The organism is Amycolatopsis sp. NPDC102522 (genome assembly GCF_055584485.1).
In genome coordinates this window covers 107,785-128,492 of record NZ_JBVJLY010000012.1, presented here as the reverse complement: position 1 = coordinate 128,492, position 20,708 = coordinate 107,785, and the positions used below count along the sequence as shown (strand labels likewise).

General features: G+C 68.6%; 26 protein-coding genes. 2 read left to right on the top strand and 24 right to left on the bottom strand.

The window, feature by feature from the left end:
* Positions 1-55: 55 nt before the first annotated feature.
* From ACZ6YV_RS26665 to ACZ6YV_RS26650, 4 genes are all read right to left on the bottom strand, one after another.
* A complete protein-coding gene (locus ACZ6YV_RS26665) occupies positions 56-1,444 on the bottom strand; it encodes a glycine--tRNA ligase (protein WP_378241852.1) in 1,389 nt (462 codons plus the stop codon).
* A 92-nt stretch (positions 1,445-1,536) separates the two neighbouring features.
* Positions 1,537-2,211 carry a class F sortase gene (locus tag ACZ6YV_RS26660; RefSeq protein ID WP_465512202.1) on the bottom strand — a complete coding sequence of 225 codons (675 nt, stop codon included), beginning with the start codon at positions 2,209-2,211 and terminating at the stop codon, positions 1,537-1,539.
* Between the two features lie 108 nt (positions 2,212-2,319).
* On the bottom strand, positions 2,320-2,952 hold the full coding sequence (locus ACZ6YV_RS26655; protein WP_465512201.1) for a class F sortase: 633 nt from the start codon (positions 2,950-2,952) through the stop codon (positions 2,320-2,322).
* A gap of 7 nt (positions 2,953-2,959) precedes the next feature.
* Positions 2,960-4,030: a hypothetical protein gene (locus tag ACZ6YV_RS26650; protein WP_465512200.1), complete on the bottom strand. Its 1,071-nt coding sequence runs from the start codon at positions 4,028-4,030 to the stop codon at positions 2,960-2,962.
* 224 nt (positions 4,031-4,254) lie between these two features.
* Between ACZ6YV_RS26650 and ACZ6YV_RS26645 the strand changes: the two genes are divergently transcribed.
* Complete coding sequence (locus ACZ6YV_RS26645) at positions 4,255-4,638, top strand: ArsR/SmtB family transcription factor (protein ID WP_465512272.1); 384 nt, start codon at positions 4,255-4,257, stop codon at positions 4,636-4,638.
* Between the two features lie 2 nt (positions 4,639-4,640).
* Positions 4,641-5,054, top strand: a complete 414-nt coding sequence (locus ACZ6YV_RS26640; protein ID WP_465512271.1) for a Fur family transcriptional regulator — start codon at positions 4,641-4,643, stop codon at positions 5,052-5,054.
* A gap of 67 nt (positions 5,055-5,121) precedes the next feature.
* On the opposite strand, the gene ACZ6YV_RS26635 is transcribed toward ACZ6YV_RS26640, so the two are convergent.
* The 20 genes from ACZ6YV_RS26635 to dnaJ all read right to left on the bottom strand — a co-directional run bounded on the left by ACZ6YV_RS26635 (position 5,122) and on the right by dnaJ (position 20,670).
* Positions 5,122-5,652: a hypothetical protein gene (locus ACZ6YV_RS26635; RefSeq protein WP_465512199.1), complete on the bottom strand. Its 531-nt coding sequence runs from the start codon at positions 5,650-5,652 to the stop codon at positions 5,122-5,124.
* Positions 5,653-5,664: 12 nt separating this feature from the next.
* A complete protein-coding gene (locus tag ACZ6YV_RS26630; RefSeq protein ID WP_465512198.1) occupies positions 5,665-6,384 on the bottom strand; it encodes a TIGR03943 family putative permease subunit in 720 nt (239 codons plus the stop codon).
* Positions 6,381-7,397: a permease gene (locus ACZ6YV_RS26625; protein WP_465512197.1), complete on the bottom strand. Its 1,017-nt coding sequence runs from the start codon at positions 7,395-7,397 to the stop codon at positions 6,381-6,383. Before ACZ6YV_RS26625 ends, ACZ6YV_RS26630 begins: the two co-directional genes overlap by 4 nt.
* 37 nt (positions 7,398-7,434) lie before the next feature.
* Complete coding sequence (locus ACZ6YV_RS26620) at positions 7,435-7,857, bottom strand: hypothetical protein (protein ID WP_378241859.1); 423 nt, start codon at positions 7,855-7,857, stop codon at positions 7,435-7,437.
* The gene (locus tag ACZ6YV_RS26615) at positions 7,854-8,675 is read right to left on the bottom strand and encodes an isoprenyl transferase (RefSeq protein WP_465512196.1); all 822 of its coding nucleotides are present in this window, start codon (positions 8,673-8,675) and stop codon (positions 7,854-7,856) included. The genes ACZ6YV_RS26620 and ACZ6YV_RS26615 overlap by 4 nt, the downstream gene beginning before the upstream one ends.
* A gap of 39 nt (positions 8,676-8,714) precedes the next feature.
* On the bottom strand, positions 8,715-9,476 hold the full coding sequence (gene recO, locus ACZ6YV_RS26610) for a DNA repair protein RecO (RefSeq protein WP_378241861.1): 762 nt from the start codon (positions 9,474-9,476) through the stop codon (positions 8,715-8,717).
* A 49-nt stretch (positions 9,477-9,525) separates the two neighbouring features.
* Positions 9,526-9,960: a CD225/dispanin family protein gene (locus tag ACZ6YV_RS26605; RefSeq protein WP_465512195.1), complete on the bottom strand. Its 435-nt coding sequence runs from the start codon at positions 9,958-9,960 to the stop codon at positions 9,526-9,528.
* A 33-nt stretch (positions 9,961-9,993) separates the two neighbouring features.
* On the bottom strand, positions 9,994-10,500 hold the full coding sequence (locus tag ACZ6YV_RS26600; RefSeq protein WP_465512194.1) for a CD225/dispanin family protein: 507 nt from the start codon (positions 10,498-10,500) through the stop codon (positions 9,994-9,996).
* 54 nt (positions 10,501-10,554) lie between these two features.
* Positions 10,555-11,919 carry an RDD family protein gene (locus ACZ6YV_RS26595; RefSeq protein ID WP_465512193.1) on the bottom strand — a complete coding sequence of 455 codons (1,365 nt, stop codon included), beginning with the start codon at positions 11,917-11,919 and terminating at the stop codon, positions 10,555-10,557.
* Between the two features lie 148 nt (positions 11,920-12,067).
* Entirely contained in the window at positions 12,068-12,520 is a 453-nt protein-coding gene (locus ACZ6YV_RS26590) for a DUF2752 domain-containing protein (RefSeq protein WP_465512192.1), read from the bottom strand.
* Positions 12,517-12,867, bottom strand: a complete 351-nt coding sequence (locus ACZ6YV_RS26585) for a CD225/dispanin family protein (RefSeq protein ID WP_378241866.1) — start codon at positions 12,865-12,867, stop codon at positions 12,517-12,519. Before ACZ6YV_RS26585 ends, ACZ6YV_RS26590 begins: the two co-directional genes overlap by 4 nt.
* A 25-nt stretch (positions 12,868-12,892) precedes the next feature.
* Positions 12,893-13,234, bottom strand: coding sequence for a CD225/dispanin family protein (locus ACZ6YV_RS26580; RefSeq protein ID WP_465512191.1), 342 nt, complete (start codon positions 13,232-13,234; stop codon positions 12,893-12,895).
* 156 nt (positions 13,235-13,390) lie between these two features.
* Complete coding sequence (gene era / locus ACZ6YV_RS26575) at positions 13,391-14,290, bottom strand: GTPase Era (protein ID WP_378241868.1); 900 nt, start codon at positions 14,288-14,290, stop codon at positions 13,391-13,393.
* Positions 14,290-14,616, bottom strand: coding sequence for a cytidine deaminase (locus ACZ6YV_RS26570; RefSeq protein ID WP_465512190.1), 327 nt, complete (start codon positions 14,614-14,616; stop codon positions 14,290-14,292). The genes era and ACZ6YV_RS26570 overlap by 1 nt, the downstream gene beginning before the upstream one ends.
* Positions 14,609-15,961: a hemolysin family protein gene (locus ACZ6YV_RS26565; protein ID WP_465512189.1), complete on the bottom strand. Its 1,353-nt coding sequence runs from the start codon at positions 15,959-15,961 to the stop codon at positions 14,609-14,611. Before ACZ6YV_RS26565 ends, ACZ6YV_RS26570 begins: the two co-directional genes overlap by 8 nt.
* A 13-nt stretch (positions 15,962-15,974) precedes the next feature.
* Entirely contained in the window at positions 15,975-16,529 is a 555-nt protein-coding gene (gene ybeY, locus ACZ6YV_RS26560; protein WP_465512188.1) for an rRNA maturation RNase YbeY, read from the bottom strand.
* A gap of 127 nt (positions 16,530-16,656) precedes the next feature.
* On the bottom strand, positions 16,657-17,754 hold the full coding sequence (locus ACZ6YV_RS26555) for a PhoH family protein (RefSeq protein ID WP_465512187.1): 1,098 nt from the start codon (positions 17,752-17,754) through the stop codon (positions 16,657-16,659).
* A gap of 114 nt (positions 17,755-17,868) precedes the next feature.
* Positions 17,869-18,219 carry a histidine triad nucleotide-binding protein gene (locus ACZ6YV_RS26550; protein ID WP_465512186.1) on the bottom strand — a complete coding sequence of 117 codons (351 nt, stop codon included), beginning with the start codon at positions 18,217-18,219 and terminating at the stop codon, positions 17,869-17,871.
* Positions 18,220-18,747: 528 nt separating this feature from the next.
* A complete protein-coding gene (locus tag ACZ6YV_RS26545; protein WP_465512185.1) occupies positions 18,748-19,500 on the bottom strand; it encodes a 16S rRNA (uracil(1498)-N(3))-methyltransferase in 753 nt (250 codons plus the stop codon).
* Between the two features lie 3 nt (positions 19,501-19,503).
* Complete coding sequence (gene dnaJ / locus ACZ6YV_RS26540) at positions 19,504-20,670, bottom strand: molecular chaperone DnaJ (RefSeq protein ID WP_465512184.1); 1,167 nt, start codon at positions 20,668-20,670, stop codon at positions 19,504-19,506.
* Positions 20,671-20,708 lie beyond the last annotated feature (38 nt).

Genomic DNA, 20,708 nt, shown 5'->3' with positions numbered 1-20,708 from the left:
GGGCGTTCCGGCCTTGGGCCGCGCGTCACGACCTGAGGGTGACAGTTGTCAGGGGTCAGGCGCCGATCAGGCGGCCCGCCAGGTAGGACTCCAGCTTGTCGATCGCGACCCGCTCCTGCGCCATGGAGTCGCGCTCCCGCACGGTCACCGCGTGGTCGTTGAGGGAGTCGAAGTCGACGGTGACGCAGTACGGCGTCCCGATCTCGTCCTGGCGCCGGTAGCGGCGGCCGATCGCGCCGGCATCGTCGAAGTCGACGTTCCAGTGCTTGCGCAGCGTCGCCGCGACGTCGCGCGCCTTCGGCGTGAGGTCGGCGTTGCGGGACAGCGGGAGGACGGCGACCTTGAACGGCGCGAGCCGGTAGTCCAGCTTGAGCACCGCGCGGGTGTCGGTGCTGCCCTTGGCGTTCGGCACCTCTTCCTCGTGGTAGGCGTCGACCAGGAACGCCATCATAGACCGGCCGACCCCGGCCGCGGGCTCGATGACGAACGGGCGGAACCGCTGCTTCGTGGCCTGGTCGAAGAACGACAGGTCGACGCCGGAGTGGTTCGAGTGCGTCGTGAGGTCGTAGTCGGTGCGGTTCGCGATGCCTTCGAGCTCGCCCCACTCCTGGCCCGCGTTGAACGCGAAGCGGTACTCGATGTCGACGGTGCGCTTCGAGTAGTGGGAGAGCTTTTCCTTCGGGTGCTCGTAAAGGCGGAGGTTGTCCGCCTTGATGCCGAGGTCCTTGTACCACTCGGTACGCGCGTCGATCCAGTACTGGTGCCAGGTCTCGTCCTCGCCCGGCTCGACGAAGAACTCCATCTCCATCTGCTCGAACTCGCGCGTGCGGAAGATGAAGTTGCCCGGCGTGATCTCGTTCCGGAACGACTTGCCGATCTGGCCGATGCCGAACGGCGGCTTCTTGCGTGCCGCGGTCTGCACGTTGAGGAAGTTGATGAAGATGCCCTGCGCGGTCTCCGGGCGGAGGTAGTGCACGCCTTCCTCGGACTCGACCGGGCCGAGGTAGGTCTTCAGCATCATGTTGAAGTCACGCGGCGCGGTGTACTGCCCGCGGTTGCCGCAGTTCGGGCACGGGACCTCGGACAGGTCGTCCTCGGACACCTCCTTGCCCGAGCGGGCGGAGAAGTCCTCGGCCAACTGGTCGGCGCGGAACCGCTTGTGGCAGGAGAGGCATTCGATCAGCGGGTCGGTGAAGACGTCGAGGTGACCCGACGCGTTCCAGACCTGGCGCGGCAGGATGACCGAAGAGTCGAGGCCGACGACGTCGTCCCGGCTCTGCACCACGGTCTTCCACCACTGGCGCTTGATGTTGTCCTTGAGTTCGACACCGAGGGGCCCGTAGTCCCACGCCGACTTGGTACCGCCGTAGATCTCTCCACACGGGAAAACGAAGCCTCGACGCTTGCACAGGCTGACGACGGTCTCAATGGTGTTGGCGGGCACTCCACGCTCCGAAGCATGCGGGGACGGGTATCGGACTAGAACGACAAGCCTAACCGCCCGTCCCCACACGACCTCCGGCGAGGTCGGACGGCTCAGGGCCGGTTGACCAACGAGGCGGTGACGATGCGGTTGTCTTCGTAGCCGTCGGTCCCGCCGACGTACTCGCCACCGCAGGTGACCAGCACGAGCCGGTGCGGCCCGTCCGGCCCGAACAGCTTTTCCGACTGCTCGGCCAGCTTCGTCTTGTGCACGGTGACGATCTCGCTGATCTTGTAGACCCACTTGCCGCCGTCGGTGTCGACGAGAGCGACCTCCTGGCCGGTCTTGAGCCGCCACAGTTCGTCGAACGGGCCCTTCTTCCCCTTCCAGTTCACATGCCCGGAAAGCAGGGACGCGCCCTGGTCGGCGCCCAGTTTCGCGCCCCACCAGGTGGCTTCGTCGAGGCCCTCGGGGATGGGGAGGGTTCCGTCTGCGGTCAGTTCCTTGCGGATCAGTTTCGCCGTGCCACCACCGGGAAGTTTGACCGTGCCGGGGGCCTGGCCCGTCTCGGGTGGGGCTTCCGCGGACGTCTGCCCCGCGGACGTGTTCGCCTGGCCCTGAGCGGCCTCGACGACCGGATCACTCTTTCCGGTGAAAACCAGGACGGCGACCACGGCCGCCACCACGAAGATCGCGGCGGAGGCGAGGATCCACCCCAGCTTGGAGCGCCTCTTCGGCTGCTCCTCGCCCGCCGCGGCGGTGTCGTCCACGTCAAACTGTCCCACCATCGGGTATTACTCCTTGCTCGCGTCAAGCCGCCGGAGCGGCCGGTGTCGCTAGACACGCGACGCGAGCCGAAGTGGGTTGCACCGACTTCTCGCGTTTCGGGCGGGCAGTCAGGCGGGCGGGCCGGAGACGGGAGTCGCGACGATGACGCGGTTGTCCCGGTAGCCGTCGGTCCCGCCGAGGTAGTCGCCGCCGCAGGTGACGAGCACCAGCCGGTGCGGCCCGCTCTGCGCGAACAGCTTCGCCGCCTGCGCGGGCAGATCGTTCTTGTGCACGGTGACGACCTCGCGCACCCGGTAGACCCAGATCCCGCCCGCCGCGTCGCTGACGCCCACCTCTTGGCCTTCCCGCATCCGCCACAGCTCGTCGAACGGGCCTTTGACGCCGCCCCAGTTGACGTGCCCGGAGATCAGCGCCGTACCCGCTTCGGCACCGAGCCGCGCGCCCCACCAGGCCGCGTCGCCGAGCCCGCGCGGGATCGGGAGGGTGCCGTCGGAGTTGACCTCGGAGCGGACGAGCTTCGCCGATCCGCCTTCGGGCAGGCGGATGGTGCCGGGCCGCTGTCCGCGCTTGGAATTGTCTGCGGGCAACGCCAGGGGCGCGCCTTCGTCGCCCGGCATGACCGCGGGTTCAGCCAGCGAGACCCCAGCCGGTTCCGGCGGGATCCAGGTCAGCACGATCACGCCCGCGGAGATGGCGAGCGCGGAGACGACGGCGGAGAGTCCCGCCAGCCAGGTCCGCACGAGGCCGCTACTTCTCCCGCACCGGAACGGGCTTGCGACGACGGAACAGCAGCATGGCCGCGGCGCCGATCACGATGCCGCCGCCCAGCAGTCCGAGCCCGACCACGGTCCGCGTCGAGTCGTCGGCCTGCGGCGGGATACCGCCCGCGGGGACCGTTCCGGGCACCGCGGGCTGCTCGGGTGCCGCGCCCGGTCCGGTGCCACCGGCGGGCTTCGCCACGAAGTTCTTCGGGATCGCGCAGCTCACGCCGCCGAGCACGATCGTCGTGCGGGCCTCGCGCAGATCCTTGCCGGCCTCGTCGCGGACGTGCGTGACGATGTCCAGCTTCCAGCCCGCCACCGCGGTCACGTCGCCGTCGCGCCAGCCGCTCTGCCGGATGAGCTGGTCGAAGGCGGTCACCCGGGAGACGGTCAGGTCGGAGGTGGTCTTGTCCTTGCTGGGGCTCTCGTTGGCGACGAGCGACGGCGGGCCGAGCTTGAGGCCCTTGACGTCGACGCCCGAAGCGCCGGACGGCTTCAGCGCGCCGTTCTCGTCCCGCACCCAGATCTTGCCCACGCTCGTCGACGACGTCGCCTTGCTCGGCGAACTGCAGTCGACGGCGCTCTTCGCACCTTCGAGTACCAGCACGGTGTTATCGGCGGGCTTCGCGCCGCCGCGCCCGTTGTCGATCAGGGCGTAGTTGCTCTCCGCGACCGCAGTCGGGACGGTGGTCTGCTGCAGCGCGGCGAGCACGTTGTGGTCGCGGCTGGCGATCCCGGCCGGGTACGGGCTGTCCGCGCCGTAGCGGCCCAGGTTGATGTCCCATTTCTTGCCGAAGGTGTTCCGCTCGCCGTCGTCACGGGGCACGACGGTGCGATCCGGGGAGAGTTTCGATTGGCCGGGCGTCAGCGGTGAACGCTGGGTCTCGGTGATCAGCGATCCCGGGTTCCCGATGCGCACCGATGCCACGTTCGCGAACGACACGGGGCCGGTCTTCTCATCGACGGCCTGCGTCGTCTGCGCCGAGGCGAGCCCCGGGACCGACGCCAAAGCGAAGGCCGCCGTCGCGGCGGCAAGCTTCGTCACGAAACGAGTCATGTCTCCCCACTGCCCTCTCCAGCCCTCGCGACAACCTTGCACCGTTGGCGACCACATGCGAAGTGGAATGGTCATTTCTTCGCTAAGTCACCCGAATGGAGCAGTAACGTAGCCGCCAAGTGGTCGCCCGGTCGGCGAACAGACCCTCACGGGCGGGAACACTAAGATGGGCTGGACTGTTACTGGCAATGACTTCGGAAATCATGATGGACATGGAGGCGGCGATGGCTACGGTGACCCCGGATTCGGCCGCCCCTGGCGTCACGGAAGACCCCGGACCGCATTCGGCGGCCCGCCCCCTCGCCGAACCCGCCACGTCGGCCTCGGCCGCCGCCCTCGCGGACGCCGGCGACCTGCTCAGGGCCCTCGCCGCGCCCGTACGCATCGCCATCGTCCTGCAGCTGCGTAACGCGGACAGGTGCGTACACGAATTGGTGGACACACTCGATGTCGCGCAGCCGCTGATCAGCCAGCACCTGCGGGTGCTCAAGACGGCGGGTGTCGTACAGGGTGAGCGACGCGGCCGCGAGGTGGTGTACCGGCTGGTCGACGATCACCTTGCGCATATCGTGGTGGACGCCGTAGCCCACGTTCAGGAGGGGAAGTGAGCATGAGTCCGACGACGGCCAACAGTTCCGCGCCGGTGCCGGGACGCCGGTCGACGAAACAGCGGGCCGCCGTGGTCGAGCTGCTCAAGGCGATCGACGACTTCCGTTCCGCCCAGGAACTGCACGACGAGCTGCGCAAACGCGGCGACGGCATCGGGCTCACCACGGTGTACCGGACGCTGCAGTCGCTCTCGGAGGCCGGCGAGATCGACGTCCTGCGCACCGACACCGGCGAGGCCATCTACCGGCGCTGCTCGTCGCACCACCACCATCACCTGGTGTGCCGCGTCTGCGGGAGCACCGTCGAGGTGGAAGGGCCCGCCGTCGAGCGCTGGGCCGAGAAGATCGCTTCGGAGCACGGGTTCTCCGACATCAGCCACACCGTGGAGATCGTCGGGACCTGCTCGAACCACTGACGCCCCGTGTTATGAATGGGACTTTCATCGCAAATTTTGCGATGAAAGTCCCATTCATAACATCCGGTCAGTCCACGATGAACCCGCCGTGGCCCGCGGTCTCGCGCAGCCAGGCGAGCCACTTCCGCCAGAGTTCGTCGGCCTCCAGCTCCGAGCGCAGGGCCGCGGAAGCCGTTTCGTAGCGTTCGAGCGCTTGCTTGATCTCTCGGGCGCCGACGATCCACGGCCCGTTGCTCATTAGCTTGAACTCCGGGATCCCGGCCATTCCCGCGACCGTCTGCGCCGAGGCGGCGCGCTCGGCACGGAGGTACTCGTCGCGGCGGTCCTGGCCCGCCGACAGCCAGTCCTCGGTGTCGGTGAATGGCCACGCGGGAAACGGACGGTATTCCGCTTCATAGGTCATCGCCGTGCGCCGCATACCCGCCCGGCACACCGCCATCCCCATGATGTTGAGGTGGAACTGGAAAGGCTCGGCCAGTTCGAAGTACAAGCCCGAGCAGCGGGGAACGTGCTCGCAGCCGAAGAGACAAGCCTCGTAACGGTCGCGGGCGGCCGCGGCCGGCTCCGGTAGGTCCACCCACTCCAGGTCGTAGGTCATGACATCCAGGCCTCAGTACTCGTAAGGGTCCTTCGGCGCAGGCACCTGCCGCACCGAAGTGAGCGTCAAGTCCGGCATGTAGCTGTTCGCCCGCACCGCCGTGCCCGGCACGACCGTCCCGGTCACCTCAAGCCACGTGTCGTCGCCGAAGCCCGACACGCCGTCGCCCACCAGCCGCACGGTGATCGGGTAGGCGTCGGCCGCGCAGCAGCCGATCACCATCCTGGCCAGCATCGTGTTGCCCTCGTTGTGCACGACGAATCCGGACAGCCGCACCACGCGCCCGTTCAGGGTCCCGCTCTTGTCCCAGCCCGCCCGGCTGACGAAGTCGTTGACCTCCAGCGGCACCACGTCACCGGCGGGCAGCGGCGGGAAGGCGGCCGCGTTGCTCGCCGAGGCGCTTTGCGGCGCTCTTGCCTCGGTCCGGTTCACCGAGTCGGCACCCAGCGCGGGCGGCGCGACCAGGAAGACGGCCAGCACCGGCACCATCAGCAGCCAGGCCGAACGGGTGTTGTGGTCGTGCGCGTGAACCTCCAAAGCGGCGGCGGCCCGCGCTGCCAGCAGGTCGCGGATGATCGCGACCGCGCCCAGCGCGACCATGATCGTGCCACCGGCGATGATCCACGGCTGCTGCGCGGGTTTGACGTAGCGCAGGTAGTCGCCGTTGATCGTGATCTTGAGCAGCGCCCCGCCGAGCAGGATCAGCAGGATGTTCTGGGTCTCGCGTTTCACGCGCCACCTCCCAGGATGAGCACGCCCGACACGACGGCGCAGGACAGCGCGACGACGAACGTCACCGGCGCGAACCGCAGCGCGAACGACTTGCCGAAGGTGCCGGTCTGCAGGGCGAACAGCTTCACGTCGATCGCGGGCCCGACCACGAGGAACACCAGTTTCGGCAGCAGCGGCATCGCGGTCAGCGACGCGGCGACGAAGGCGTCGGCCTCACTGCACAGGGCCAGCACGACGGCGAGCACGGCCATCACCAGCACCCCGAGCACGATCTGCTCCCCCAGCACGCCGAACCACTTGGCGGGCACCAGCACGTTCATCGCGGCCGCGATCATCGCGCCGAGCACGAGGAACCCGCCCGCCTCGACCAGATCCGCCCGCGCGGTCTCGGCGAAGGTCTTCCACCGCGAACCATGCTGGACGTCCGGCATGCGCCGCAGCGCCCGCTCCGCGATCCAGTCGAGCTTGCCCCACTTCGCCCACAGCCAGCCCATCACCATCGCCGTGACGAGCGAACCGGCGAACCGGGCGAACACCATCTCCGGGTTCCCGGGGAACGCCACCGCCGTCGCGACCAGCACCACCGGGTTCACCGCGGGCGCGGCCAGCAGGAACGTCAGCGCGGCCGCGGGCGCGACACCCTGGCCGATCAGCCGCCGCGCGACAGGCACCGAAGCGCATTCACATCCCGGCAGGGCGACCCCTGCCAGCCCCGCGACACCGACCGCCGCGCCGGCCCGGCGGGGAAGCACCTTCTCCAGCACCCGCGCGGGCACGAACGCCGCGATCGCGCCGCTGATCAGTACCCCGAGCACCAGGAACGGCAGCGCCTGCACGCAGACGGCGACGAACACCGTCGAGCCGGTCCGCAGCGCGGGCACGTCGAACACCTGCTGGAGCCAGCTCTGCCCGAGGATCGCGATCAGCAGGATCGCGCAGAGCACCTCGATCGAGGTGATCTTGAACCGCCGGACCGGCTTCTGCTCCGGGGCGCTCTTGGAAATGGTTTCCATGCGCGAAATGATGCCAGGTGACCCAGAGTCCCGGCGGTCAGTCCCCGGTGGCGCTGCCCAGCAAGTCGGAGCGCAGCTGCGAAGCGGTCGACACGACCAGCATGAGCAGCGTCCCGAGCGGCGAGGCGTCCATGCCCTCGGCCGGGAAGGCGTACCTCAGCGTGATGTCGATCCCCTTCTCCGAACGCACGACACCGAGCGTGCCGAACAGGCCCTGCCCGGCGCGTTCCGCCGCCGAGGCCGCGATCGCCGGGTCGTCCGGCAGATCCCAGGCGACGACGCAGGTCAGGCTCAGCACGGTCAGCCCTTCGGCCAGCCGGGTCGCCTGGATGACGCACGGGACGTCCGCGTGCGAGAAGGTCAGCGCGCCGTCGTCGTCAACATGGACTTCGAGATAGCGCTCGAGGGCTTCTCGCGCCGCGGTGAGCAAAGCCGCCGTGTCCGCCGCTTCGGTCGTCATGAGGTTCCTTCCGAAGCCTGGTCGATGGCCCCGCCGAACCGGCGGTCCCGTTTCGCGAACTCGAGGCACGCCCGCCACAGGTGGGTGCGGTCGAAGTCCGGGAAGAGCGTGTCCTGGTAGACCATCTCGGCGTAGGCCGACTGCCAGAGCAGGAAGTTCGACGTCCGCTGCTCCCCCGACGGCCGCAGGAACAGGTCCACGTCGGGCATGTCGGGCTGGTACAGGTACTTCCCGATGGTCTTCTCGGTGACCTTGTCCGGGTTCAGCTTCCCGTCGGCGACGTCCTTGGCGATCCTGCTCATCGCGTCGGCCAATTCGGCACGGCCGCCGTAGTTGACGCACATGGTCATGTTCAGCGCCGTGTTGTCCTTGGTCTTTTCCTCGGCGACCTGCAGTTCCTTGATGACGCTCGCCCACAGCTTCGGGCGACGGCCCGCCCAGCGGATGCGAACGCCGATCGAGCCGAGGTAGTCGACCTGGCGGCGGATGGTGTCGCGGTTGAAGCCCATCAGGAAGCGGACCTCTTCCGGGCTCCGCTTCCAGTTCTCGGTGGAGAACGCGTACACCGACAGCCATTTGACGCCCAGCTCCACGGCACCGCTGGCGACGTCGATCATCACCGCTTCACCGCGTTTGTGGCCTTCGATCCGCGGCAGTCCTCGCTGGTTGGCCCAGCGGCCGTTGCCGTCCATGACCAGCGCGACATGCTTCGGGAGGAGTTCCTTGGGGATCTCCGGCGGCCGGGCACCGGACGGATGCGGCTCCGGCGCGCGAAGTTCGAATTGTGACGCCTTGTTCTCGCGTCCCCTGCGCAGCACCTTCGAGCCTCCTGATCGAGTGAACCTGTGCCTGCGACCCTACTGCGCTCCGGTGGCGCTCTCCCGCGCACGCCTCTCCACCAGCGGCAGCGAGCGCAACTGGCGCTCCAGATGCCACTGCAGATGCGCCGCGACCAGGCCGGACGCGTCCCGCCGCGGCACCGGCAGCGACGCTTCGGCCACCGGCCACTCGCCGTGCAGGAGCGCCGCGAGCAGGGTCAGGACCTCATGCGAGGGATGGACGCAGCCGGGAACCCGGCAATCCGGGCACATCGAGCCGCCGGCGGACACGCTGAACGCCTTGTGCGGTCCCGGCAGGCCGCAGCGGGCGCATTCGGTGATCGCGGGCGCCCACCCCGCGTAGGCCATGGCCCGCAGGAAGAAGGCGTCGAGGATGAGGGAGCTGTCCCGTTCGCCGCCCGCGAGCGCCCGAAGGGCTCCGACGACGAGCATGTAGAGCTTGAGCACCGGCTCGCCCTCTTCGGCGGACAGCCTGTCCGCCGTCTCGGCGATGGCGCTGGCGGCGGTGTAGCGCTGGTAATCGGCCACCAGCGGCAACGCGAAGGCATCGACCGTCTCGACCTGGGTGATCACGTCGAGGGAGCGGCCGGTGTAGAACTGGACGTCGACGTGGCCGAACGGCTCCAACCGCGCGCCGAAGCGCGATGACGTCCGACGCACGCCTTTCGCGACCGCACGGACCTTGCCGTGCCGCCGCGTGAGCAGGGTGATGATCCGATCGGCTTCACCCAGCTTGTGCGTCCGCAACACCACTCCGGTGTCGCGATAGAGGTTCACCACCCCGACATCGTCCCACCAGGGACCGACATCGGGGTGGCGCGCCCCGGAATCAGCAGTAGCGGCCGTAGCAGCTGGGCACGGACGCGGCCGCGACGATCGAGATCACGATCATCACGATGGCGAAGAGACAGCCGAGGCCACCGATGATCGAAGCGATCATGCACATGGTCCTCGTCGACCTCGACGCGTCCGCGGCGGCGGCGTAGTTGCCCTGCATCTTGTAGGTGTTGACCTCGTTGGACTTCATGATCGCGAAGATCGCGATGATCCAGCAGAGGAAGATGCAGCCGATCGCCCAGCCCTTGTAGTCCTTGATGGAGTTGATGTCGCCGCCACCACCGGGCATGCCGCCCGGCGCACCATAGGGGGACGGCGCGCCGTAGGGAGCCGGCTGGCCATAGGGAGCGGGCATGCCACCGGAAGGCGGCCCGTAGCCGGGCTGCTGCTGTCCGTAGGGCTGCTGCTGGCCATAGGGGTTGGTCATGGTGAATGGTCCTCGTTGTTCTTTCGGTGAGAGCTAGAACGCCGTCGCGGCGGCCAGGATGATCCAGAGAATGGAGAACAGGCAGCCGACGCCGCCGATGATCGAGGCGATCATGCACATGGTCTTCGTCGACTTCGACGCGTCCATGGCGGCGGCGTAGTTGCCCTGCATCTTGTAGGTGTTGACCTCGTTGGACTTCATGATCGCGAAGATCGCGATGATCCAGCAGAGGAAGATGCAGCCGATCGCCCAGCCCTTGTAGTCGGGGATCGAGTTGATGTCGCCGCCACCGGGCATACCACCCGGAGCGCCGTAGGGCGCGGGCTGACCGTACGGGGAAGGCTGGCCGTAAGGCGCCGGCTGACCGTACGGCATGGGGGTCGCACCCGAAGGCTGACCGTACGGTGCGGGCGTCGCACCGGAGGGCTGACCGTACGGCGAGGGCGTCGCACCGGACGGAGGTCCGTATCCGGGCTGAGGCTGCTGGCCATAGGGCGGCTGCTGGCCGTAGCCGGGCTGCTGGCCGTACGGGTTCGTCATCGGGTTCCCCACTGTCGTCGCGTTTCCCGGCGGGTGGATCCCGCCGGTCTTTCCTTACTGCTGCGGCGTTCCAGGCCCGTTCGGCCCGTCCGCACCACCGGGCAACCGCTGCCTCAGCTGCTCCGGCGTGATCTTCTGCGTCGGCTCGGCTTCGTCGAACCCGGACGGTGCCTGCTGAGGCGGCTGACCAGGGCGGAGCACCTGGGTCGGCTCCGGCTCGCCGAAGGCCGGTCCGGGCTGGGACTCCGGGGACGGCGCCGCGGTTCCCGGCGACGGCTGACCGAACGGCTGCGACGGCTGTTGCCCGAACGGCTGCGACGGCTGACCGAACGGTGAGGGCTGCTGGGGCTGCTGACCGAACTGGCCCGGCTGCTGCTGGGGCTGCTGCGCGCCGAACGGCTGCTGCGGCTGCTGCTGGCCGAACGGTGAGGGCTGCGCGGGGAACGACGGCGAAGACGACGACGGCGCCGGGAATCCCGGGGACTGGCCGAACGGCGCCGAAGCGAGCGCGGCGTCGGCTTCGCCCGGGACGACGACGGTGCTGAGGATCTTGTCGGCGAAAGTCTGCTTCTTCGGGTCCCACAGCGGCCAGAGGTAACCGAGACCGCAGACCCAGCCGTCCAGGTTGTGGCACAGGTCCCGGACGAAGGCCATCAGCGGGCCGATCGGCCGGCCGTCGCTCTCGCGGACGAGCTTGATCTTCATGATCTTCTTGCCGAGCGACTGGCCGGTGGTGCCCATCTGGATCCACCGGTTGTAGATGGTCCAGCCGAGTCCTGCGAGGTACCCGAGACCGGCGATGATCATGCCGAACGTGTAGGACCCCGTCGCGGAGATGATGGAGCCGATGATCGGGAGCACGACGATCGGACCGAAGTCGATCAGGGTCCCGGCCGCGCGCAGGCCCCAGTGGGCGTAGTCGGTCTGCGGGCCGAACTGGGCGGCCTGGCCGAACGGCGCCTGCTGGCCCGGCTGCCCGAACGGCGAAGGCTGGCCCGGCTGCTGGCCGAACGGCGACGCCTGCTGGGGTTGCTGCCCGAACGGCGACTGCTGCTGTTGCTGCGCGCCGAACGGCTGCTGGGGTTGCTGGCCGAAGGGCGACTGCTGCTGCGGCTGCTGGCCGAACGGCGACGACGGCTGCTCGCCGGAGGCCGGTTGACCGAAGGGCGAAGGCTGCTCACCCTGTGAAGGCTGCTGCCCGAACGGCGAAGACTGATCACCCTGAGGCTGCGAGTGCTGCTGGCCGAAGGGCGAAGGCTGCTCAGGCTGCTGCCCGAACGGCGAGGGCTGCTCTCCCGATGGCGGCTGTCCGAACGGCTGCTGCGGCTGCGGTGACTGCTGCTGCCCGTCCCCCGGCGGGGGCCCGGATCCGGGTGGCGGCTGCTGTCCCGGCGGCTGCTGGCCGTAGGGAGTGGTCATCGAAATCCCCTCGCTGGTTCCTCTGCCCCTGGCGCACGGGGCCTCGTGCGGCGAACCGGGCTGAATGTACGGCATGGGTGCACGCCGAGCAGACCGGTGCGCGGGAGCGTACTCGGTGCCACCGACGATCCGGGGCTCGGCCCGGCACTCAGACGTACAGCGAGGTGAACGGGGCGAAGGGCAGGTTACGGATGACGAACCAGACGACGAACACGACGCCGAACGCGAGCGGCGTCCAGCGCCAGTGCAGCCAGCTGTCCACCGAACGGCCGCGGAGCCTGCCGACAGCCCAGGCGACGGTGCTCCAGACGAGCAGCAGAAGGACCACAAAGGACACCGCGTTGTAGTGCAGCGCGGCGGGGATATCGCCGTGCAGCGCGCTGTAGACCATGCGCATGCCACCGCAGCCGGGGCACGCGATGCCCAGCAGGGCTTTGGTGGGACAGACCGGAAGCGGCCCGCCCGGGGTGGTGGGATCGCCCAGCCAGAGGACGACGCAGCCCGCCGCGGCGCCGGCGGCGATGGCCAGGGGTGGTCCCAGCGCGCGGGTCCGTGCTTTGAACCCGCGCGCCGGGAATCCCGTGTAGACGGACGTCGTCACGGCGTGAAGCTTCCCGCCGACGCGCCGATGATGACCATCACGACGATGAAGATGATGTACAGCAGGAAAAGACCGCCGGTGGCGATCGCTCCCCACATGGACCACTTCTTCGCGTCGTCGGCGGCCTTCTGCGCTTCGGCGTGGAAACCCTGCGCCCACAACGTCTGCACCTGGCTCGACTTCACGATCGCCACGATACCCAGCGGCAAGCAGCACAACACCGTGCAGAGAATGGCCCACACCAGGTTGTTGTCCGGCGGCGGACCGTAGTTCGGCATGCCGCCGTAGTACGGCTGCTGCGGCGGTGGCCCGCCCGGAGGCGGGTAGTTCGGGTACTGGTCGGTCATGAGGTCTCCCCCTCGATCACCGCTGTCAGCGGTAGTTGTTCACGTCCACCGAAGCCGCGAAGACGCCGAGGAAGACGACCAGGACAACGTACAGAACGATGAGGATGCCACCGACGATGGCCGCGATGATCGACCACTTCTTGGCGGCGTCGGCCGCTTCCTGCGCGGCCGCGGGCTGGCCCTGTGCCCAGAGGGTGTTCACCTGGTTCGACTTGACGATCGCGACGATGCCGAAGGGCAGGCAGCACAGGATCGTGGTGAGGATCGCCCACACCAGGTTGTTGTTGGGCGGCGGGCCGGGGTTGTTGAAGCCGCCACCGCCCTGAGGGTCGCCGGAGTAGTTGGGCAGGCCCTGGTTGTCGGTCATTTACCGCTTTCCCTTCACGAATGAGATGTGGAAATCGCCCCGCGCGCCGCCGCCCGATCAGCGATCACCGGAGTCGAGGAATGAGACTCTAAGGTCACCCGTCCGGTTCCACACCATCAACCGGTCTCCGCGACCGAATCGAGACATTCCGTTAAGTCAGAAGCCCAGCCGTCGCAACTGACGGGGGTCGCGCTGCCACTCTTTGGCTACCTTGATGTGGAGGTCGAGGTAGACCTTCGTGCCGAGAAGGCCCTCGATCTGCTGCCGGGCGCGGGCGCCGACGTCCTTCAAGCGCTCACCCTTGTGCCCGAGGATGATGCCCTTCTGACTCGGTCTTTCCACATAAAGGAACGCGTGCACGTCGATCATGTCGTCCCTGCCCTCGTGGGGCAGCATTTCCTCGACGGTGACGGCGATCGAGTGCGGGAGTTCGTCCCGGACACCTTCCAGGGCGGCCTCGCGGATCAGCTCGGCGACCAGCGTCTGCTCGGGCTCGTCGGTGAGTTCACCGCCCGGATACAGCTGGGGGCCTTCGGGAAGGTGTCGCACCAGCAGGTCCGCGAGCGCGCCGACCTGGAAACCGTCCACAGCGGACACCGGGATGAGCTCGGCGAACTCCATGACCTCCTGCAGGGCGAGCAGCTGCTCGGCGACCTGTTCGGGTTTCACGAGATCCGTCTTGGTGACGATGCCGATCACCGGGGTTCGCTTGGCGATCTTCTTGAGTTCGGCGGCGATGAACCGGTCACCGGGACCGACCTTTTCGTTGGCGGGCACGCAAAGCCCGACAACGTCCACTTCGGACCATGTCGAGTGGACGATGTCGTTGAGCCGCTCGCCGAGCAGTGTCCTCGGCCGGTGCAGGCCCGGTGTGTCGATGATCACCAGCTGGGCGTCGTCGCGGTGGACGATGCCGCGGATGGCGTGCCGGGTGGTCTGCGGTTTGCTGGAGGTGATCGCCACCTTGCTGCCGACGAGCGCGTTGGTCAGCGTCGATTTGCCCGCGTTGGGCCGCCCGACGAAGCAGGCGAAACCGGAACGGTGCGGCTCGGTCATCAGTTCAGCACCTTGCCACTGGGGTCGGCGAGATAAATGGGCGCCTCTTCGGCGATGTCGCGCACCGCGTGCACGGACGCCTCCTTGAGCAGGCCTTCGGCGCTGACCACGACGGCGGCTTCGATTCCTTCGGCTCCGCTCGAAACGGCGGCGGCGACGGCGGCCTGCAGCGCGGTGAGTTTGAACGACGGCTGGTCGACCGTGCTCGCCGCGTAGGTGCGGCCGTCGGTGTCGCGGAGCGCGGCGCCTTCCTCGGCCTGGGTGCGGGCTCGCGCGGACCTGGCCAGGGTCACCAGCTTCTCGTCCTCGGCGTCCAGCTCAGGCATGTTCGACACTCCTGTCACTTTCATCGGGCTGCGGGACCCGGGTGCGGCGCCTGCCCTGGGCTGCGTCGGTCACCGCGTCCGCGTCGGCGGGGTGGACGACCACCGTGGTGATCCGCATCCGCCCGCGCCGGTCCTTACCGCCTTCGGCGAACAGCCGAAGTCCGGCGACCTCGGCTTCGGCCCCCGGCAGCGGGACCCTACCCAGTCGCTCGGCGAGCAGCCCGCCCACGGTCTCCACGTCGTGGTCTTCGAGGTCGATCCCGAACAGTTCGCCCAGGTCGTCGATCGAGAGCCGGGACGAGACGCGGACCGCGCCGTTCTCGAGTTCCTCGACCTCGGGGCGCTCGTCGGTGTCGGATTCGTCGGTGATCTCGCCGACGATCTCCTCGAGGATGTCCTCGATGGTGAGCAGGCCCGCGGTGCCGCCGTACTCGTCGACGGCGATGGCCATGTGGTTGTGCGAGACCTGCATCTCCTTGAGCAGGTCGTCGAGCCGCTTCGAGTCCGGCACGAAGCTCGCCGGGTTCATCAGCTCCTCGACCAGCCGCTGCGAACCGCCCTCGGCCATATAGGCGGGCATGAGGTCCTTGATGTTGACGACGCCCACGACGTCGTCGACGGAGTCGCCGATCACCGGCAGCCGGGTGAACCCGGTGCGCAGGGCCAGCGCGAGCGCCTGGCGCACGGTCTTGTCGTGCTCGATCCAGACGATCTCCGTGCGCGGCACCATGACCTCGCGCGCGACGGTGTCGCCGAGTTCGAACACCGAGTGGATCATCTCGCGTTCGGATTCCTCGACGACGCCGCGTTCCTGGGCGAGGTCGACCAGTTCACGCAGCTCGACTTCGGAGGTGAACGGGCCTTCGCGGAAGCCTCGGCCGGGGGTGATGGCGTTACCGAGGACGATCAGCAGCCTGCTGAGCGGGCCGAGGATGGACCCGAGGACGCGGACAGGGCCCGCGACGACGAGGCCGATCCGGTACGGGTGCTGGCGGCCGAGGGTGCGCGGGCCGACGCCGATGAGCACGTAGCTCACCACGACCATCACCCCCGCGGCGACGACGATGGCGAGCCACAGCGGTCTGATCCAGCCGAGGATGTCGACGGTGACCAGCACGGTGGCGGTCAGTTCGCAGGTCATCCGCAGCAGCAGGATCAGGTTGATGTGGCGGCGGCGTTCGGCGATGACCAGCGCGAGCTGGCGCGCGCCGGGGCGCCCGAGCCGGACGAGACCGTCGGCCCGGGCCTTGGAGACCGTGCTGACCGCCGCGTCGGCGGCGGCGAACACCCCGGCGAGCAGGATCAACGCGATCGCGATGAGCAGCAGGGCCGTGGGACTACCCATGTCCGCGGCCCGCCTAGGCGGGGGGTTCTTCGGCGGGCGCGGTGTCCAGACCGGCGGTGCCGAGGAGCCTGTCGTCCGCGGTGCGCTGCGCGTCACGGCGGTTGTGCGCGGTGACGGCCGCCTGGAACTCGCCGAGGATCCGCTTCTGCAGACCGAACATCTCACGTTCTTCGGCGGGTTCGGCGTGGTCGTAGCCGAGCAGGTGCAGCACACCGTGCGTGGTGAGCAGGTGCAGCTCGTCGATCAGCCCGTGCCCGGCCGTCTTGGCCTGGTCCTTCGCGAACGCCGGGCAGAGCACGATGTCGCCGAGCAGCGCGGGTGAGGCGTCGGGCGCGTCGGGGCGGCGCGACGAGTCGAGCTCGTCCATCGGGAAGGCCATCACGTCGGTGGGACCGGGCAGGTCCATCCACCGTTCGTGCAGGTCTTCCATCACCTCGAGGGTGACGAGCAGGATGGACAGCTCGGCGAGCGGGCTGACCTCCATCTTGTCGAGCGCGAACCGCGCGGCCGACACGATGGAGGTCTCGTCGACGTTCACGCCCGATTCATTGGCGATCTCGATGCTCATTTTTCATCCCCGATGCTGCGCGCGACCGCTAATCCGTAGACAGACCTTCGGCCTGCCTCCGCATTAGCGGGGCCTTCGGCCGGAAACGCGCGCGCCTTGGTCAACTCGGGCAACGGGCGCTCAGTCCTCATCTCCGCTGCCCTTTCCAGCCACTGCCCTGGTTCTGACGGCCCTGGTCCTTGCTGTCCTGCACGGCCTGCCACTTCTCGTACGCGTCGACGATGTCGCCGACGAGCTTGTGGCGCACCACGTCTTGGCTGGTGAGCTGGGCGAAGTGCAGGTCCTCGACACCTTCGAGGATGTCCCGGACCACCCGCAGGCCGCTCTTCTGGCCGTTGGGGAGGTCGACCTGGGTGACGTCGCCGGTGACGACGATCTTGGCGCCGAACCCGAGCCGGGTGAGGAACATCTTCATCTGTTCCGGCGTGGTGTTCTGCGCTTCGTCGAGGATGATGAAGGCGTCGTTGAGGGTGCGGCCGCGCATGTACGCGAGCGGCGCGATCTCGATGGTGCCCGCCTGCATCAGCCTGGGGATCGACTCGGGCTCGACCATGTCGTGCAGCGCGTCGTAGAGCGGGCGCAGGTACGGGTCGATCTTCTCGTTGAGCGTGCCCGGCAGGTAGCCGAGGCGCTCACCGGCTTCGACCGCGGGCCGGGTCAGCACGATGCGGCTGACCTGCTTGGCCTGCAGCGCCTGGACGGCCTTGGCCATGGCGAGGTACGTCTTGCCGGTACCGGCGGGGCCGATGCCGAACACGATCGTGTGCTTGTCGATGGCGTCGACGTAGCGCTTCTGGTTGAGTGTCTTGGGCCGGATGGTCTTGCCGCGCCGGGAGATGATGTTCATGCTCAGCACTTCGGCCGGTGACTCGGAGTCACCGGTGGTGAGCATGCCGACGGTGCGGCGGACGGTGGCCGGGTCGACCTGCTGGCCGCGGCCGGCGAGCGTCACGAGTTCGGCGAAGACACGTTCGGCGAAGGCGACGTCGGCGGGGGCGCCGGTCAGGGTGACCTCGTTGCCGCGGACGTGGACGTCGGCGGCGAGGAGTTCTTCGGCGACGCGGAGATTTTCGTCCCTCGAGCCGAGCAGGCTGAGCGCGGCGGCGTCGGGGATGGGGAATCGGGACTGGGCCGCTTCGGTGACGGCGGCCTCGTCGGCCTTCGTCGGGGTGACGTCCGCGGGAACGTCGGGTCGGGCGGCTTCACCCGGTACGGTTCCGGCCACGTGGCCTCTGGCCTACTTCCTGCGCTTACGCTGCGATTTTCAACGACACTGACAAGGTCGATGTTACTGGTTGCGGGTGGCGGCACGCAGTCCGGTTTCTCCGGCTCGTGACCTTCATCGGCCGAAATGCCCCAGCTGCTCGCCACCGAGCACATGCGCGTGCACGTGAAACACCGTCTGCCCGGCGTCACCGTCGGTGTTGAACACCACCCGATAACCCGACTCCGCGATCCCCTCAAGCTCCGCGACCTTACGCGCCGCGAGCGCTATATCCGCCAGCAACTGCGGCTCCGCCGCCGCCAACTCACCGACATTCCGGTACCGCTTCTTCGGCACCACGAGCACATGGACCCGCGCCTGCGGCGCTATGTCCCGAAACGCATACGTCGTCGCGTCCTCATAAACCTTGTCGGACGGAATCTCGCCCGCCACAATCCGCTCGAACAACGTCTCCGCGTCACTCATCCCCTAACCCTATCCCCCAGATCTCACGTGATCAGACCCGGATCTCGCGTGACTGGAGCCGGATCTCGCGTGCTCAAAGACGGATCTCACGTGCTTGGAGCCGGATCTCACCAGGCGAGGGCCGCCAGGCCCTACGCCGGTCACCACCCCACCTACGCACGCTTCGCTTTGCTTCGTCTCCCGGCCGCCAACCGCCGCCGACCGCACCGTGGGGGGTCCGGGGGGTCGGCCCCCCGGACAGGCACGCGGAACCGCGCCGCGGCGTCGAATTTCGGGCGCAGCAATGAGCGAAGCGATTTGCGAAGCCCCCGAAATGAAGACGCCGCGGCGCGGTGGAGCCTGGGGGTCGCTCCACCGCCGCCGCGGCTCCGCCGGACCGAGGGGGGAGGTGCCCGGCGGGGATTCACGCGCGCGACTGGGCTTGACCCCAGTGGCGCGCCGAAACCGTGTGTTGCGCGTCAGTTAACGAGAGTAACGGCTGTTTGCGTGATCGCGCCATAACCGGCCGCAAATTAGTGGGGTGTTTTTTTACTTCCAGCGGTCGGTGAGAACTCCGAGTGCGCCGAGGGCGACGGCGGCGGCGGTGGAGGTGCGCAAAACGGTGGGGCCCAACCGGATGGCGGTCGCGCCGGCGTCGGTGAGGGTGGTGAGTTCCTCGTCGGTGATGCCGCCTTCGGGGCCGACGATGAGGAGGATGTCGCCTTGTGCGGGGAGTTCGATCTCGGTGAGGCGGGTGGTGATGCCGGATTCGAGGACCAGTGCGCGGGAAACGGTCTGGGCGAGTTCGGCGAGTTCGCGGGTGGTGGCGGGTTCGGTGACTTCGGGGAGGTGGGCGCGGCGGGCTTGTTTGGCGGCGGCGCGGGCGGTGGTGCGCCAGCGGGTGAGGGCTTTGTCGCCGCGGGTTCCTTCTTCCCAGCGGGCGACGCTGCGGGCGGCGCGCCAGGGGATGATCGCGTCGGCGCCTGCTTCGGTGGCGAGTTCGACGGCGAGTTCGCCGCGGTCGCCTTTGGCGAGCGCCTGGGCGACGAGGACGCGGAGTGCGGGTGGTTCCTCGGTCCAGTGTTCTTCGATGGCGAGGGTGAGTGCCGCGTCTCGGCCCGCCTGCACGGCTTCGATGACGCAGCGCGCCATGCCGCCTTCGCCGTCGGAAAGCACGAGACGTTCACCGACGCGCAGCCGCCGGACGGTGGCGGCGTGCCGGGCTTCCTCACCGTCGAGCGTGGTGCGCCCGGATCCGGGCAGCGCGTCGGTGAGGAAGACCGGCAGTGTCGTCTCGGGCACGGGTTACCGGTGGTTCTTGGTGCGCAGCTTGGAGAACAGCCCGCCGGGCTTGGAGCCGTTCGAAGAAAGTGAAGGGACGTCTTCGCCGCGCTGCTGGGCCAGTTCGACGAGGAGGTCGCGCTGGGCGTCGTCGAGTTTGGTCGGCACGACGACGTCGATGTGGACGTGCAGGTCGCCGCGGCCGTCGACGCGGCCGGAGGACCGCAGTCGCGGCATGCCCTTGGCGGTGAGCACGAGTTCGGTGGCGGGCTGGGTGCCCGGCTCGATGTCGAGTTCGTAGTCGCCGTCGATGAGCGTCTCGATGGGCACCGTGGCGCCGAGGGCGGCGGTGGTCATCGGGATGCGGAAGTTGCAGTGCAGGTCGTTGCCCTGCCGGACGAACACCTCGTGCGGTGCCTCGTCGATCTCGACGTACAGGTCGCCGGCCGGGCCGCCGCCGGGGCCGACCTCGCCCTGGCCGGATAGCCGGATGCGCATGCCGTCGCCGACGCCGGGCGGGATCTTGGCGGTGACGTTGCGGCGGGAGCGGACACGGCCGTCGCCGCCGCACTGGCGGCAGGGGTCGGTGATGACCTCGCCGAAGCCGCGGCAGACCGGGCAGGGGCGGGCGGTGACGACCTGGCCGAGGAAGGACCGCTGCACGGACTGGACCTCGCCGGAGCCGCCGCAGGTGTCGCAGGTCTTGGTGCCGGTGCCTTCGGCCGCGCCGGCGCCGCGGCACAGGTCGCAGACGATGGCGGTGTCGACGGTGATCTCGCGGTCGACGCCGGTGGCGCAGTCCTCCAGCGTCAGGCCGAGGCGGATGAGCGCGTCGGAGCCGGGCTGCACGCGGCTGCGCGGGCCACGACCGCGGCCGCCGCCACCTCCGGCCGCGCCGAAGAAGGCGTCCATGATGTCGCCAAGGCCGCCGAAGCCCGAGAACGGGTCTCCGCCGCCGCCACCGCGCGCGCCGCCGTCCATCGGGTCTCCGCCGAGGTCGACGACCTTGCGCTTCTGCGGGTCCGACAGCACCTCGTAGGCGGTGGTCACCTCGCCGAAGCGGTGCTGGGCGTCTTCCGACGGGTTGACGTCGGGGTGCAGTTCCCGGGCCATCTTGCGGTACGCGCGCTTGATCTCCTGATCCGTCGCGTTCTTCGCAACCCCGAGAATGCCGTAATAGTCCCTCGCCACCGTCTTCGCCTTCTCCTTCTGCTTTGGCCCTCACCACC

Excerpts from the sequence above, each read along its gene's own strand:
- ACZ6YV_RS26605 (WP_465512195.1), bottom strand. The coding sequence starts at position 9,960 with ATGACCAACCCCTATGGCCAGCAGCAGCCCTACGGACAGCAGCAGCCC.
- ACZ6YV_RS26625 (WP_465512197.1), bottom strand. The coding sequence starts at position 7,397 with ATGGAAACCATTTCCAAGAGCGCCCCGGAGCAGAAGCCGGTCCGGCGG.
- ACZ6YV_RS26640 (WP_465512271.1), top strand. The coding sequence starts at position 4,641 with ATGAGTCCGACGACGGCCAACAGTTCCGCGCCGGTGCCGGGACGCCGG.
- ACZ6YV_RS26570 (WP_465512190.1), bottom strand. The coding sequence starts at position 14,616 with ATGCCTGAGCTGGACGCCGAGGACGAGAAGCTGGTGACCCTGGCCAGG.
- ACZ6YV_RS26595 (WP_465512193.1), bottom strand. The coding sequence starts at position 11,919 with ATGACCACTCCCTACGGCCAGCAGCCGCCGGGACAGCAGCCGCCACCC.
- ACZ6YV_RS26600 (WP_465512194.1), bottom strand. The coding sequence starts at position 10,500 with ATGACGAACCCGTACGGCCAGCAGCCCGGCTACGGCCAGCAGCCGCCC.
- ACZ6YV_RS26645 (WP_465512272.1), top strand. The coding sequence starts at position 4,255 with ATGGCTACGGTGACCCCGGATTCGGCCGCCCCTGGCGTCACGGAAGAC.
- ACZ6YV_RS26660 (WP_465512202.1), bottom strand. The coding sequence starts at position 2,211 with ATGGTGGGACAGTTTGACGTGGACGACACCGCCGCGGCGGGCGAGGAG.
- ACZ6YV_RS26620 (WP_378241859.1), bottom strand. The coding sequence starts at position 7,857 with ATGACGACCGAAGCGGCGGACACGGCGGCTTTGCTCACCGCGGCGCGA.
- ACZ6YV_RS26550 (WP_465512186.1), bottom strand. The coding sequence starts at position 18,219 with ATGAGTGACGCGGAGACGTTGTTCGAGCGGATTGTGGCGGGCGAGATT.
- ACZ6YV_RS26650 (WP_465512200.1), bottom strand. The coding sequence starts at position 4,030 with ATGACTCGTTTCGTGACGAAGCTTGCCGCCGCGACGGCGGCCTTCGCT.
- ACZ6YV_RS26585 (WP_378241866.1), bottom strand. The coding sequence starts at position 12,867 with ATGACCGACCAGTACCCGAACTACCCGCCTCCGGGCGGGCCACCGCCG.
- ybeY (WP_465512188.1), bottom strand. The coding sequence starts at position 16,529 with ATGAGCATCGAGATCGCCAATGAATCGGGCGTGAACGTCGACGAGACC.
- ACZ6YV_RS26565 (WP_465512189.1), bottom strand. The coding sequence starts at position 15,961 with ATGGGTAGTCCCACGGCCCTGCTGCTCATCGCGATCGCGTTGATCCTG.
- era (WP_378241868.1), bottom strand. The coding sequence starts at position 14,290 with ATGACCGAGCCGCACCGTTCCGGTTTCGCCTGCTTCGTCGGGCGGCCC.
- ACZ6YV_RS26580 (WP_465512191.1), bottom strand. The coding sequence starts at position 13,234 with ATGACCGACAACCAGGGCCTGCCCAACTACTCCGGCGACCCTCAGGGC.
- ACZ6YV_RS26635 (WP_465512199.1), bottom strand. The coding sequence starts at position 5,652 with ATGACCTACGACCTGGAGTGGGTGGACCTACCGGAGCCGGCCGCGGCC.